This window comes from Aurantiacibacter marinus, from assembly GCF_001021555.1.
Classification (GTDB): Bacteria; Pseudomonadota; Alphaproteobacteria; order Sphingomonadales; family Sphingomonadaceae; genus Alteraurantiacibacter; species Alteraurantiacibacter marinus.
In genome coordinates this window covers 754,742-770,093 of the sequence record NZ_LDCP01000001.1, presented here as the reverse complement: position 1 = coordinate 770,093, position 15,352 = coordinate 754,742, and the positions used below count along the sequence as shown (strand labels likewise).

Here is a 15,352-nt window from a genome sequence, read left to right as displayed (position 1 = left end):
GCCCCCTCACCAGTAATAGAACACGGAAACGATATGCGCCGTGAGCGCCGCAATCAGCGCGATCGTGACCGGCACATGTACATAAAGCCAGATGTCGAGCAATGCGCGCAGGCGCATCTGGCGGCGGATCTGTTCCAGTTGGGCGCGGCGTTTTCGCAGCAGCGACGCAACTTTCTCCACCGGAGCCTCATGCGGGGCAGTGGCGTTCAATTGCTTCAGTGCGGCAATGGTCCGGCATCGGCGATACTGGCCTGAAAGGCGCGCACCGATCCCGAAATCGAACGGGTCCTGCTCCAGCGCTCCAATCACCAGATCGGCTTCATCGCGCGCAAGCGGCTGCGCAGCGCTTTCCAGTTGGCGATCAATCGCGGCGAGTGCTTCCAGCATATCCCCCTTGGTCATCTGCCGCCGGTTGCTGCTGATTTCCTTGGGCAGAGCGGCGTAGGCACTGATGCCGTAAATGCCCGAAATCACCACCACCAGCATCAGCGCCCAGGCCAGCGTATGAACATTCCAGCCAAGCTGAAAGCCGGTGTGCAGCGTAGCGATTACGACCAGCGCCAGGCCGAGATAGACATGCGCAGATGTCCATGCCTTCAAACTCCAGCGCCCTTCGCTCATGTTCCGCTTGCGCACGCCGAGCATGCTCAACCACAGGATGAGCAATGCACCAATCGTGCCCAGCGTATAACCATACCAGCTGCCGCCATTATGACGCGGCGTGACGTCGACCAGCAGATAGCTGGCGATGGCGACAATGCTCAACACAGTCGCGATTTTCGCCCACCGCCAGCGGCGATGCTTCAGAAAACTGACGTGATCGGAATCGCGGCGTGCCTCGTCCTGCACAAAGCGCCCGTCTGGTGCCGTCGCCATTATTCGACCTCTTCCGTCAATTTGGTGACGCTGAGGAATTTGTCCGGTGCCACGCGGATTGCTGCACCCGTGGGGCAAGCGCGGACGCAGGCGGGGCCGCCCTTGATACCGGCGCACATATCGCACTTGATGGCTTGCTTCGGCTTATCCGGATCTGCGTGTTTCTTGCGCCAGCCATAGCTTGCCTCACCCGGCCCTGGTCCGGCGCCAAACAGCATCCAGCTGAGCAGGCCCGGCTTTTTGGGCGGCACCGCATCCATGCGGATCACGCCGTAAGGGCAGTTGCGCTGGCAATTGCCGCAGCCGATGCAGGTATCGTCAATAAACACTTCGCCGTCAGGACCGCGCTTGATTGCGTTCGGCGGGCAATCGGCCATGCAGTGCGGGTGCTCGCAGTGACGGCAGGACGTGGGGACGTGGAGGTGCGCATAAGACCGGCCCGCTTCGCGGTCGAGCCGGGAGAGGCCGTCATGGCTGTCTGCGCAAGCCTTCTCGCAATTGTCGCAGCCAACGCACAATGTCTCGTCGATCAGCAACACATCGGTTGCCTCGCCAATGCCGTTGTCGACCAGGAAGGCGGCGGTTTCGGAATACATATCCGCTGCGCTGCCGAAGCTTTCCTTGCGCGCTTCGACAAAGGCGCTGACTTCGCGGCGGCCCTTCATGTCTTCCAGCGCGCGGTGTTTCAGATCGGGCTTGGCATCCAGCAACCGCAAGAACATCTCGCCCGGAAACCGCACGACTTCGCTTTTGATCGCCGCCTTGACGGTGGCAGTGCGCGCCGATCCGTCAATCACCGCCATTTCCCCGAAATAGGACCCTGCGGGCAGGTAGGAGAGGAATACCGGCTGCCCGCCAATGCTCTTTTCCACGATCATGGAGCCGCGCCGGATAATGAAGATATCCTTGTCGTCCGCGCCTTCTGTCACCACCACTTCGCCCGCGCGCACGTCTTGCACTTCGCCCGCTTCTACAATCTCTGCCACATCTTCGCGTGTGAGGCCCGATCCGAACATCTGCAGGAATTGCCGTTCCACACTGATTCGATTGACCGCGCGTCCCGCGCTTGGTGCCGTGGCGATCAGCTTTAGCGCGGCATTGCGTGAAAGTTCGATGGTGACGAGGGGTTCGGCCGCGCGAACGGTGGCCCCCCGCCTGCGGCCAGAAATCAGCCCGACCTCGCCAAAGATGGAACCTTGCTCGATCGGCACGGTAATTGACGGATCTTCCGGATTAACCTCCACCACCACCGACCCTTCGGCAATGGCGAACATGGACGACCCGGGATCGTTACGGGTAAACACGATGTCACCCGCATCGAAGGCGCTTACCGTGGAGTCGAGCATGAGCTCGCGCAATTGCAGCGGTGAAAGCTCTTCAAAGATCACCACATTCGCACCGAACACATCCAGCCATTCCTCGACTGATCGGCGGCCCGGTAACGGGGCAAATTTCTCTTCCAGAATGGGCTGGTCGGCAGGCTTCAGATCGGTGTTCCCGGCAAGGAATTCGATCACGTCATAGCCCTGGTTCATGCAGTGCTTGATCAGCGGATAGCCCGCCAGCGCACCAATCACGTGGACGCCGCTCTTGGTTGTTTCGAATGTCTGCGTCAGCGCCGGAAAGGCATCGCGCTCTTCGCTGGTGAAATCGACGCCTATCGCCGTCACGAAGTCGCGCGGAGGCTTGGAACCGGTGCGCGCGATTATGCGGTCGCAGCGGATCACTTCTTCACCGTCGCGGGTTTCCAGCACCAGTTCGCCGGGCTTTACTTCACTGGGGCTGGTTTCCCGCCGCACGATGATCCGGCCATCTCCCTCCGCCTCTTCCAGCAGTTTGACGTTTGCCCCCTTGGCGCGGGCAAAGCTGTCTCCGCGGTTGAGGATGGTAACGGTGTTGGACTGCGCTGGATCAGCCGCCAGGCCAAGCGCATTTTCAATACCCGCATCACCCGATCCGACTACTGTAATATGCTCGTCGAAATACTCGCCCGGATCATCCAGCTGATACTGGATATGCGGCAAATCTGCGCCGGGAACGCGCAGGCGGTTGGGATTGCCCTGCGTACCAATGGCGAGCACAACGCGCTCTGCCTGAACTGTATCCTGGCCCTTGATCTCCAGCAGAAAATCGCCGGGCTCGCCGGTAATCGCGGTGACTTCGGCACGGTAAAGGACATTGACCTTGCCCTCTTCGATCTGGCTGTCCCACATTTCCAGAATGGCTTCACGCTTGCCCGCATCGAAATCAAGATCGCTGCGCAGCACCAGATTGCTGGGCGTCGCCATCACGTGCTTGCCCTTCTGATACTTGAAAATCGTATCGGACAGGTGATCCGTCTTTTCGATCAGCACATGGCTCATACCCAGCGCGGCCGCATGGGCGGCGGCGCTCAGGCCAGCCGGGCCGGACCCGACAATTGCAACCTGAACCTTCTGCGTTACTTGCCCCATTATTCCCCCTAAGGCCACCATGCCCAAACAAACTGCGATTGAAAAGCAATGGCGGTCCCCTTGCGGTGTGGCGGGGGCGCGCTAATCTGGCAAGTGTAACGAGTGGGGTTTTTCGACATGGCTAGAATAAGCAAGGGCGGGATCGCAACGCTGGCGGGCGTTGCGCTGGTCGTGGCAATCGTCGGTTACCGCACAATGGACGCACGCAGCGATACACAAATCGCCGGAACCGATGCGGCTGGCATGTCCCTGCCGCCCACGCTGGAGATGCTGGCAGCGCGTGCGCAGGCAGACCCGAACGATCCCGTGGGCTGGCAGGAACTTGGCGCAGCGCAGTTTGCCGCCAATCGTTTTGCCGAAGCCGCAGATGCCTACGGGAAAGCCGTAGAAGCCGACCCGGATAGCGCCGTCCTGTGGTCATCGCTGGGCGAAGCGCGGGTGATGGCGAGTGCGGACGATCCGATGCCGGATGCCGCAAAGCAGGCCTTCCGCCGCGCCGTTGAACTGGATTCAGGAGATCCGCGGGCGCGCTATTTCCTTGGCGTAGCGCGGGATCTGACCGGCGATCATGATGGCGCAATCGGTGATTGGCTTGCCTTGCTCGCCGATAGCCCGGCTGGCGCGCCGTGGGAAAACGATCTGGTGCGCACGATTACCCAGGTGGGCGCGATCAATGAAATTCCGGTGGAAGACCGCATAAGTCGTGCCTCCGCGGCACGAGACATTCTTCCCGCCAATATCACCGGCGCGCGCCCTGGCCCCACACAGGAACAGATGGCGGCCGCCGCCTCGCTCGCTCCGGATGAGCAGCAGGACATGGCCGAAGGCATGACCGCACGGCTGGCAGCACGGCTGGAAAGCGATGGCGGCAGCGCGCAGGACTGGGTCATGTTGATGCGCAGCTACGACCAGCTCGGAAGAACCGGTGATGCACGCCGCACCCGTGATCGGGCGCTTGCCGCACATCCCGGCGAAGCTGCGAACATCAATGCGGCCGCTAACGCCATTGGCGTAGAATGAATGGCGGGAAACCGGGCCAGCGCGCATAGACACTGCCCGTTTATGGGCGCATAAGTTTTACACACTAGGGTCATCCCGTGGGGGGGCGATGGGAGACGACCGAATGCGTAATCTACGGCAATCACGACTGGTATCCTGCCGAGGAAGCAGGCCGCGCCGTAGTATCTCATTCGTTCCGCGCGCTTTGGCAGGGGCAAGCATGCTCGCCGGGCTCATGCTGCCAAGCGCAGCTGTAGCGCAAGATGTCAGCCCGCCAACGCGTGACGAGCTGACCGCTCCGCAGGCGCGCCCCGATGCGCGGCAAGACACCACCTTGACTGTCGACGGACAGATGGAGCGATCACCCTGCGCGCTCGACAATCCCGATTATGAAACCCTGACCGTAACGCTGACCGGTGTCGATTACACCGGCGCGGAACGCGCAGCCGAAGTTGCCCTGGCACTGGCGCATGAGGGATATCTGGGCCGCGAGCTGCCAATTCGCGCGCTGTGCGACATTCGCGACCGCGCCGCCGCTCTGCTGGAACAGGCAGGTTATCTCGCCGCCGTTGAAATTCCGGCGCAGAGCCTTGGCGATGGCCGTGCCGAAATGCGCGTCATATTGGGCCGGCTGGTGGCAATTCGCGCGCGCGGCGACACTGCGGGCGCAGAAGGCCTGATCGAGAGTTATCTTGAACGGCTGGTCGGGCAGGATGTATTCAACGTAAATCAGGCGGAGCGTTATCTGCTGCTCGCCAATGATGTGCCGGGAATGAATGTGCGGCTTTCGCTGCGCCCTGCTCCCACGGGAGAGCCTGGTGATCTGATCGGCGAAATTGCGGTGTTGCGCCAGCGCGGCGCGCTTGACGTCAATGTACAAAACTGGGGCAGCCGCGCGCTTGGGCGCTACGGCGCGCTGGTTCGCGGTGAAATTTATAACCTTACGGGCAATGGCGACCGGACAAGCATTTCGGCCTTCACTACGCTGGATTTCGATGAGCAAAGAACACTGCAATTCGGCCACGACATGCGGCTCGGATCGGACAGTCTCGTCGCGTCTGCCCAGCTGACTTACGGCTGGACCAATCCCGACGCGCTGCCCGGCTTCGATATCAAATCCGAGACACTCTTTGCCTCACTCGAGGCAAGTTATGCGTTTCTTCGCACACAGGAAAATTCGTTCTGGGGCGCAGCGGGGTTCGACTATGTCGATCAGGATGTAACGGTAAACGGCAATCCCTTCACTCGTGATCGCGGACGCACTGCCTTTGTGCGCGGAACATTCCTGCATGTTGATGCCGGCTCCATTGCGCGCCGCGACGGCTATTCACCGTACGAACCGCGTTACCGGCTCGCCGCCACGGCGGAGGTGCGACAGGGATTTGGCATTTTTGGGGCGAGCGATGATTGCCGCGGCAATATCGCCGCCTGCCTGATCGGCGGCAATATCGGGCCGTCGCGCATTTCGCAGGATCCGACACCGCTGTATGTGCGGGCTGAAATTGCCAACGAATTCCGTCCGACTCCGATGTTTGCCATCGCCTTCGATCTGGAGGCGCAGCTGAGCGGTTCCGCCTTGCCTGCCTTCGAGGAATTTGCAGGAGGCAATTACGCCATCGGGCGCGGATATGATCCCAGCGCGATACTGGGAGATAGCGGGATCGGGACCAGTCTGGAGCTGCGCTATGGCTCGCTCGTCCCGCGCAACAACACCGACCTGAACTTTCAGCCCTATGTTTTCACAGACGCAGCGTGGACCGACAACAAGGATCCCGGCCTGTTCGATCCGACCGATCATTTGTGGTCAGCAGGAGCGGGGCTGCGGTTTGTGCGCGGCGCCAATATTCAAGGCGATTTGACGGTCGCTGTGCCGATAAATCGGCTCGATTCCACCGGGCAGCGCGGCGATGTGCGCGTCCTCTTCACTTTGAACGCCCGGCTGCTGCCCTGGAGGTCCTCATGACCATGCGCCCATTCGCCAAACCTTCACTGCTGCGCGGCTGCGCGCTCGCAGCTTTAATCTCCGGGGCGAGCTTTGCCGCGCAAAGTGCGCAGGCGCAGGGAATTCAGGCAAGCCCCACTGTGGTGCAGGGGACAGTCAGTATTGATACCATGGTGCCCGGTGAAACCCGGGTTTTCGTGGACGGAACCGATGCTGTCGTCGACTGGTTTCCCGATTTCGATGAAGCGAACGGCCAGCCTTTCACATTTCTGCCAGACGGAAATACCGCGATTTTCCAGGGCACGGCCAATTTCGCAATCCTCAACCGCATCCTCCCGGACGGCACGAACAGTCCGGCGCAGTTTGACGGATTGGTGCAGGCTTTCCTGACCGATTTCTCGGGCATCCCGATCGGCCCGGGCGGTTTTGTGGCCTTTTACTCCCCTACAGGCATCATTGTCGGGTCAACCGGCCGCTTTGAAGTACCGCAACTGATGCTGACATCGCAGGATGTCGATCTCGCCAGCTTTAGCAATTTCGCCAATGGAACAGGTCCGCTTCTGCTGAATGGTTCAAGCGGATTTGTCGACATTCAAGCTGGTGCGAGCCTGACCGGCACTCCGGAAAACAGCTTCCTGATTGTTGCATCGCCACAGATCACGATGGCGGGCGATGCCTATTACAACGGGTCCATCGCCTATGTCGCGACAACGGCGGTCCAGCTGACCCATTCAAGCGGCCTGTTTGATATCATCGTCCAGAACGGTTCAACGGGCGGATTGACGATCGACCATTCGGGCAGTTCTGGCGGCCCATCCAGCACCGGGGCCGCCGACGAACATGTCATCTACGGCGTTACGGCGGGCGCAATCAGCGGCGGCGGCGTTTCGATGCTGTTTGGCGGCAACCTCGGTTTTGATCCGGCCGTTGCAGCTGGCGTGGTCAATGGTGATATTATCCTGTCGGCCGATTTCAATGTGACGGGCCGAACGGTTGACGGCGACGACAATCGGCAAGGCGCAGGCAGTTTCTTTGACGGGCGCAGCCTGACCTCCGGCGTACAGGCCGACATCGTGTTGAACGGCGTGACCGCGACAAGCAATCTGCTGGCAATAGCAACAGGCCAGACCAATCTTGACGCAGTAACGGTATCGTCAAGTTTTGCGGGCGACCTGACGCTGGTCGGGCGGCAACAGGCAGTCGTCAATGCCGATGCAGGCCAGCAAATAATCGTCGGCGGCGACCTGTTCGTCTCTGCGCGCAGTTTCGGCACCAATTCGCTGATTTTCACAAACGAAAATGCTGTCGGCGGCTTCGCTGCGGTCCGCTCCGGGATTGGCAGCCTGGTGAGCGTGACCGGCCAGACAATGGTCGCCGCGAGCGCGCTTCCCGGCATCAATCCCAACTTTGGCACGATTGGTTCGGGCGCGGGCGGCCAGGCGCAAATATTGGCTGATGGCGGAACGATAGATCTCACCGGTGATGTGCGGATGGAGGCCTTTGCGCGAACCGACCAAACAGGGGCTTTTGCCGGCAATGGATTGATGAGCGGAGGTTCGGCGCAATTCGTATCCGTATTGGGCGGGACACTGGCCGCGCTGGGTGGACTTTCGATTGACGCAGGCGCGCAAACACCTTCCATCGCCGCCTCCGATGATACTTTCCTGAATGATGCCGCAGGCGGCGATATCCTGATCGGTACGGATACAGGCGGCGGCCTCACCCGCATCGCGGGCAATGTTGTGGCGAGCGCGGCCAGTGTATCGGCACCTGCTGATATCCTTACCGGTACTGCGGCCACCGTCACTGGCGGTAATGTGCAAATCAGCGCCATCGATTCCGGTATTGTCGATCTGCAAGGCGATGTGACGCTTGATGCAAGCAGTTCTGGCGGGACGGTGATCAGCGGCGGTAATGCCGGGCAGGCAATTGGCGGTCGCACGGCGATCAATATTGCCAATGCCGATATAACGGTTGGCGGTCAGCTTGTTCTCGACAGTTCTGCCCTGGCATCGGGCGGCTTTAACGGCGGCGCTGCGCAAGGTGGTTTCGCAGACATGATCGCAACCGCCGGCGTCCTGTCGGTCGGCGGCATCCTGACCGTGGCGGCAGATGCCCAGGGCGGAAACGTCAATACCGCAGGCGCGGGCGGCAATGCAACATCCGGCGACATCGCCATACTGGCTGATGCGAACGGGCAGATCATCATTGCCGGGGCCAGCGGCGCAGCGCTTGGCAGCACGGCAACAGGTGGCAGTTCGATAGGCGGCACTGGCGGCGCAGCATCCGGCGGGAGTACAGCCGTTATTGCCGATGGGGCGGGTGCCGCCGTCAGCATCACCAACACATTGGTCCAGACCGGCACCGTCACAGGCGGCTTTTCGCAATCCGGTGCAGGCGGCAACGCCGTGGGCGGTCTGCATGAAGCTGCTGCAGTCAACGGCGGAATTGTCGCTGTTACCGGTGTGCTATCGCAAGACGCACAGTCCATTGGAGGCAATGGCAGCGCGGGCGGTTCTGCCATCGGTGCTGGTTTGAATCTATTTGCCGGGAATAGCAGCCAGATCAATCTCGGCAGCTATACGGCCGATGGTGGCGCGTTTGGCGGCGCTGGGCTTGCGGGCGACGGCGGCCAGGCCACCGGGGCAACCATTGCTGTCGATATCGATGGCGGCATTATCAGTCTGACCGGACCGCTCAATCTGGGGAGCATCGGCACGGGCGGCGCATCAACCGGGGGCGTCGGCGGCGCGGGATTTGGCGGCGATGTGCAGGTGCAAAATGCCCTAGGTACCCTGGACGCAGCCGCCACCGTACTGACTATCAACGCAATCGGCGTCGGCGGAGATGCCCTGACTGCCGGACAGCCAGCTGGAAATGGCCGCGGCGGAGATGTGGTATTCGCCACTTTCGCTGGCGCGAATACCACTATCGATAGCTTCATACTGACCGCTGACGGGATTGGCGGAACTGGCGCAAATGCGGCAGGGGGTAGCGGGGACGGCGGCACGGCAACAGCTTCGGTCAGCGGCGATGGGGGGCAGCTTGTTCTGGCGGCGTCGTCGTCCATTGTTTCTGCCAGCGGCACCGGCGGTGCGAGCACTGCCACAGGCTTTGCAGGCGGCACGGCAACAGGCGGAACGGCCACGATCTTAACGAGCGAAATCGGCAATTTGCAATCTGGTGGAACGCTGGCGGTACGCGCCAGCGCTGTTGGCGGCGGCAGTCTGACAAGCGGCGGAACAGCGACGGGCGGTGACGCCAGCATTGCGGCAGAACTCAGCGGCGTAATAGTTGCGACAGACCTGGACGTGCGCGCCAACGGATCGGGCGGAGATGGTCCTCTGGGCGGCACCGGCACAGGCGGCAATGCACGCGTGCAAGCCGATGCAGCGACGTTGGCAATTGGCGGCGGAGCACAAGTGGAGGCAAGCGGGCGCGGCGGTGAAGGTGCCACAGGCGGCGCAGCGGGCGATGGATTTGGCGGCACATCCAGCTTGCTTGTCACAGGCGGCACCGCGTCATTTGACGCGCAAACGAACGTCAGTGCTTCTGGCGACGGCGGCGAAGGCATCGACGGCGCAAGCGGCGGAAACGGCCAGGGCGGCACTGCGATTACGCGCGTTGATAACGGGGCGCTCGTGTCAACCGCAGGGATCATTGTTCGTGCCCAGGGTGCCGGCGTGGGCACCAACGGCGGCAGCGGCACTGGCGGCACTGTCACGCTTTCTGCTGTCAACAACTCCTCTTTTGATGCAGCATTTCTCATCGGCACCGCATCGGGATTTGGCGCTTTCTCAGTCGATGGTAACGGCGGAGCGGGCCAAGGCGGCGATGTCAGCTTGACCGTAGACAACAATTCGGCTGCCACAGTAGACACTTTTGCCTTGCTCGAAAGCATCGCATTCGGCGGCAGCAGCGAATTGGTAGGCGGGACTGCGGGCACAGCCAGCAGTGGCGGAATCGCTTTGGATCTTACGAACAGCGGCACTCTTAGCGCGGCTCAAACGCAATTGAGAAGCACAGCGACGGGTGGCTCTGAATCAGGTGCAGCTACTGGCATTGCAGGTGCCGATGCCACGTCCGGGGCGATCAACGTAACCGTCACCGACAGCACGCTGACTACCGCTCTGGATGGGAGCAGCACAGCGATCGGAGGTACTTCGACATCTTCTTCTGGCGGAACTGCCAGTGCGGGCGATGTGCTGCTGACAGCCAGCAATGGATTGCTGGACTTGACGGGCGCTTCACTGCTTGCGTCGGATGCTGCAGGCGGCACGGGCAATGGCGGCGGCGCGGCGACCAGCGGCAATGCAGGGGCCGATCTGTCCGGTACAGTCCTGAACGCAGCTGCGCTTGCCATCCGCTCTGATGCGCGCGCAGCCGGAGCGGGTCCGGGTGGTGATGCAGCGGCTGGCAATGCCTTTCTGGCGACCACGGGAAGCGGTTCAGTAACACTGGCCGCGCTCTCTCTGACATCTAATGCCGAGGGCGTAGGCGGCGCAGTGGCCACATCAGGCACGGCCCGGTTCGATGTCGATCTTGGCCTGGCCACAATCACCGACCTGACGCTTAATACCGATACGGCTGGCGCTGCGGACGGGACACCGGGACAGCTATTGCTGACCAGCACCGGCGGACTGATCGAAACCGACACCATCACCATCAGCGCCCTGGGCGCCAATCCTGGGCCACAGGCGCAGATCAGCGCCAGCGACGGCGGGCAGATCGGCGCTGCCGTCTCGCTTGATGCCAATGCCACAGGCGATATTGCATTCACGACTGCCAATGGCGGCTTGATCATCGGCGGCGCCGACCCCGGCACGCTGACCGCCACGTTCAATGTGCAGGCAGGCGGGACCATTTCGCTGGACGGCGATGATGCGGGCGTCGGCTCCATCCGCGCACTGGATTCCACTTACACTTCTGCCGATCTTGCCATTGGCGCAGATACGCAATTCGGAGGTGGCAGCGTTACTCTGGTATCGACCAATACCGCCGAACAGGCAGTGCTTGGCGGAACCACGGCAGGAGCTGGATATTCGTTGCTGCAAGCAGAGGTCGATGCGATCCGAGGTGACACGCTCAGTGTCATTTTGCCGGACGTTGCCGGCACCCTGATTGACGCAGTGGTGGGTGATCTTTCGTTCATAGGCACAGGCACAGGTACAGGCACAGGCTCAGGCAATTCGGGCTTTTCCCGGGTGGGCATTTCCGTTGGCGGATCGCTGGATATCATTGGCGCGCTGTCTTTAACCTCTGCGGGAGCGGGAGATGTGCTGGCACTCGGCGCGGCGCAGCAGGTGCAGATCACCTTGCCAACAGGCAGCATCAGCATTGACGATGGCAGCGGCGTGTCAGGGCTGCTGCAAATCGGCGCGAGCCGTATCGTCGCAGCAGATGCCGCGTTGATTGCACAAATCGCCGCCGATCCTGCCAGTCAGGCCATCGCAGATGCCTTGCTTGACAACGGCGGAGCGGCCTCTCCTTCCAGCTTTGTTTCGGCTGGCCGAGTAGAACTGTCTGCCAGTGAATTGGTGCTGACACAGAATACCGGCGCAAATGATATTTACGGCGGCATTACAGTTGGCGCAGGCGGCTTGCTCATCACCAGCTTGCCAGGTGCAACAGCTTTGCTGCAAGTCATCGCATTCGGTCTCCGCGATGTTGCCGGGGCGCAGACAACGAATGATGACTGGTTTGCACTGGTCGAATTCAGCGCCGACCCCGCATCGACCTATTCTTCGGAATCGGTCTTCAACAATTGCAACATTGCCGCCGGAGCATGTCCCGTTCCGCCCGAACCCGAGCCGGTCGACCCGATCATTCCGGACATCAATCACAGGCTGATCGAAGAGCCACTGGCTGTGCCCGAAATTGTCGAAGATGGCGCCACCAGTGATTTCCGGTTCGGGGTCGACTTCCCCAGACTGCTCGATTCAGCACTGATCAGCGAGGAAGAGGTGATTGACGAACCGGTGACAAGCGGCGGTGACAGCGCTGTTCAGGCTCTGATCGGTGGCGGCGCTATTGGCGGGGGAGAAAACTGATGGCTCGCACTCTTGCCGCGTGGCTTACAGGAATTGGCCTTATCGCCTCCACACCGGCGGCTGCGCAAGATGTGCCGATGGCGCTGCGTGACAGCGTTCCGATCGGCTCCAACGGATTGTGCGAGGCGCAAATACAGTCACCCACGCAGGCTGATGGCCTGTTTGACCGGCACTACGCGATTATCTGTCAGGATGCCTCAATCTCCGTCGGCAGCCTTGTGGTCCTGCCCAGCCGTTCTCCGGACCAGGTGTTTGCTGCCTTCTCTGCCGACGGGCGCGATTGCACTCAGGCGGCGCTTACCGGGATGACACCTGGCATTTCCAACGCGCGCGCATTTGCCTGCACGCAGCCGGGCAGCACACTGAACAGATTGCTGGTCATTGGGACTACCGGTGCGGGGCACACAATAGCGGCGGAGGGGATCGCAGTTTACAGCGATGCCTTGCGGCTTGGTGTGGCAACGCTTGCCACCGATCGGGAAGTAGCGGGCACAGTCGATATTCCGCTCACCATGGCGGGCGATGCAAGTGCCTTTGCCCGCGCGCAGGCCGAAGCGATTTCGGCGCAAAGTGCGCTGGCCGAAGCCTATCGCCGCGCAAATGCAGGCAATTACGCCGAAGCCGCCGAATTCTTTTCTGCATCGGCGGGCGCGCTGGATGGCCGCAGTGCCACTGAAGCACTGCTGAATTCCGCGCTCCAGCAGTCAAACCTTGGAAACTATCTGGAAGCAGCACTGCTGTTTATCGATATCCGCGACGTGCTTGGCGAAGATCCGATCCTGCACCGGCTCGCGCGCAATTTCGAAGCCATCGATGCGCTCAACCGCGGCAGTGCAGCGGAAGCGATCATGACGCTGGACATGCCACTGCCTGCCAATACGTCCAGCATTCAAGAGCTCCGGCAGATGCAGGTCAGCAGCGGATTGGCAGAGCGGCTCGCCGCGGAAAACGGCAATGCGATCAGCGGCGGTACGGGCCAATTGACAGGAGGCGAAAGAGCGCAACTGCTTGACGCACAGGCATTGTATATCCGTGCGAGCGCCCTGCGCTCTCAGGGTTTGCCGCAGCAGGCCCGCAGCGCGCTGGTTGATGCCCGGTCACAATTGCTCGATGTTCGTGGAGGCCGCATCGTCTCGGTATTGTGGTTGCGTGCGCAGGTACTCAGCGAAATTGCCGAGATTGACGAGAGGGACGGTCAGCTTGGGGCCGCAGAAGCCCTGCACCGCGAAGCGGTAGGCATGCTAGAGGCCTATTATCCCGGCTCCCCCGCACTTGCGAGTGCGCAGGCCCAATATGCCGGATACCTTGCGCGGAACGGGCGCGAAGGTGAAGCGCTGTCGCTGTACCGTTCTCTTGTAGATACCGCCGGCACAAAACCCGCTGCCAGTCTCCGGCGTCTGCTTGCCCCCTATTTCAGCCTCCTGGCGGAGCGCGGCGGCCAAGGAACGGCAGCGGAGATGTTTACTGCCAGTCAATTGCTGCTGCGGCCCGGACTGGCCCAGACACAGGCCGTGCTTGCACGCGAGCTTTCAGGCGGAAGTGATGAAGCCTCGCAGCTGTTCCGCCAATCGCTCAATGTGGGCCGGGGGATCGAGCAATTGCGCGCCCAAATCTCGCAGGCGAGTCTCGATGCTGCTGGCACGCAAAGCGCCGCACCGGGTTCCGATATGGCGCAATTGCGGCAGCAGCTGGATGCGCTGGAAGTGCGCCAGCTCGAACTGCAACAGGATCTCGCGCGGTATCCAAGGTATCGTGTGGTCGAGGACGGGCGCATGACACTTGCCGACTTGCAAGGCACGCTCCGCGAAGGGGAGGCCTATTACAAACTGGTGATGCTGGATGAGGCTACTTATGCGATTTTCGCGTCACCTCACACCGCGCAGGCTTTCCGCATTGATGCCGCCTCCGATGCCATTGCGCGGATGGTCGATGACCTGCGCGATTCCATCGCGGTAGAGCTGGCCGGACAGACGATTACCTATCCCTTCGACATGCCGACAGCGCGGGCGCTTTATGCAGAACTGTTCGGACAGTTGGGCGAAGCAATGGCAGGGGTCGGTCATCTCGTTTTCGAGCCCGATGGTGCCCTGCTGCGTATGCCGATCAACCTGCTCGTTACCGATGACGCCAGTGTGGAACGGCAGCTGGCCCGCGCTGCCGGACCAGAAGGCGACAGCTTCGATTACACCGGTACCGCATGGCTCGGAAGGGATGTGCGCGTGACCACGGCTGTTTCCCCGTCATCCTTCCGCGATGTGCGCAATTCGCCCGCATCTGATGCGCGAATAGAATATCTCGGACTGGGTCAGAACCAGCCGGTCACGGAAACATCGGTCGCTGCCGCACAAACGGCACAGGGCGCCGGACGTGCCGAGCGTTGCCAATGGTCTGCTGCTGCATGGAATAACCCCATTGCCGCGACCGAATTGCGCGCTGCAGAAACGCTTGTGAAATCCGAAGGTTCGAACGCAGCAGTGCTTACCGATGCTGCTTTTACCGATACGGCGCTGCTGGCGATGGATCAGCTGGACGAATACCGCATTCTGCATTTCGCGACCCACGGCCTTGTCACCGCGCCGCAGCCCGATTGTCCGCCGCGTCCTGCCTTGCTGACCAGCTTTGGCAGCGGTGATTCGGACGGCCTGCTTAGTTTCGCGGAGATTTTCGACCTGCGGCTTGATGCCGATCTGATCATCCTGTCCGCTTGTAATACCGCGAGCGAAGGCGGGCTTGTGGCCAGCCGGGAAGCTGGCATTGGCGGCTCCGGCGATTTTGCACTGGACGGTCTGGTGCGCGCATTTGTGGGGGCAGGCGGGCGTACTGTTGTGGCAAGCCATTGGCCAGTGCCCGATGATTTCGGCGCCACGCAAAGGCTCGTCAGCGGAATATTCAGCGCCCAGGACGGCGAAACCACGACGGAGGCACTACGCCAGGCGCAGCTTGGCCTGATGGACGATGCCAATACCTCGCACCCGTTTTATTGGGCAGCATTCGCCGTGGTGGGTGATGGTACGATCCCGGTCCGCCGCTAG

At 61.4% G+C, this 15,352-nt stretch carries 6 protein-coding genes; 4 read left to right on the top strand and 2 right to left on the bottom strand.

Translation table 11 applies throughout. From position 1 onward, the window contains the following. Window positions 1-6: 6 nt before the first annotated feature. Window positions 7-876, bottom strand: a complete 870-nt coding sequence (locus AB731_RS03745) for a hypothetical protein (protein WP_173425732.1) — start codon at window positions 874-876, stop codon at window positions 7-9. Beyond that, a complete protein-coding gene (locus AB731_RS03740) occupies window positions 876-3,329 on the bottom strand; it encodes a cyclic nucleotide-binding domain-containing protein (protein ID WP_047092361.1) in 2,454 nt (817 codons plus the stop codon). Before AB731_RS03740 ends, AB731_RS03745 begins: the two co-directional genes overlap by 1 nt. Before the next feature lie 117 nt (window positions 3,330-3,446). On the opposite strand from AB731_RS03740, the gene AB731_RS03735 reads away from it, so the two are divergent. The 4 genes from AB731_RS03735 (at window position 3,447) to AB731_RS03720 (ending at window position 15,352) form a co-directional block, all read left to right on the top strand. Beyond that, the gene (locus tag AB731_RS03735) at window positions 3,447-4,349 is read left to right on the top strand and encodes a tetratricopeptide repeat protein (RefSeq protein ID WP_047092362.1); all 903 of its coding nucleotides are present in this window, start codon (window positions 3,447-3,449) and stop codon (window positions 4,347-4,349) included. Between the two features lie 199 nt (window positions 4,350-4,548). Then, window positions 4,549-6,291, top strand: coding sequence for a ShlB/FhaC/HecB family hemolysin secretion/activation protein (locus AB731_RS03730; protein WP_047092363.1), 1,743 nt, complete (start codon window positions 4,549-4,551; stop codon window positions 6,289-6,291). Next, entirely contained in the window at window positions 6,288-12,320 is a 6,033-nt protein-coding gene (locus tag AB731_RS03725; protein WP_047092364.1) for a beta strand repeat-containing protein, read from the top strand. Before AB731_RS03730 ends, AB731_RS03725 begins: the two co-directional genes overlap by 4 nt. Continuing rightward, on the top strand, window positions 12,320-15,352 hold the full coding sequence (locus tag AB731_RS03720; protein ID WP_047092365.1) for a CHAT domain-containing protein: 3,033 nt from the start codon (window positions 12,320-12,322) through the stop codon (window positions 15,350-15,352). The genes AB731_RS03725 and AB731_RS03720 overlap by 1 nt, the downstream gene beginning before the upstream one ends.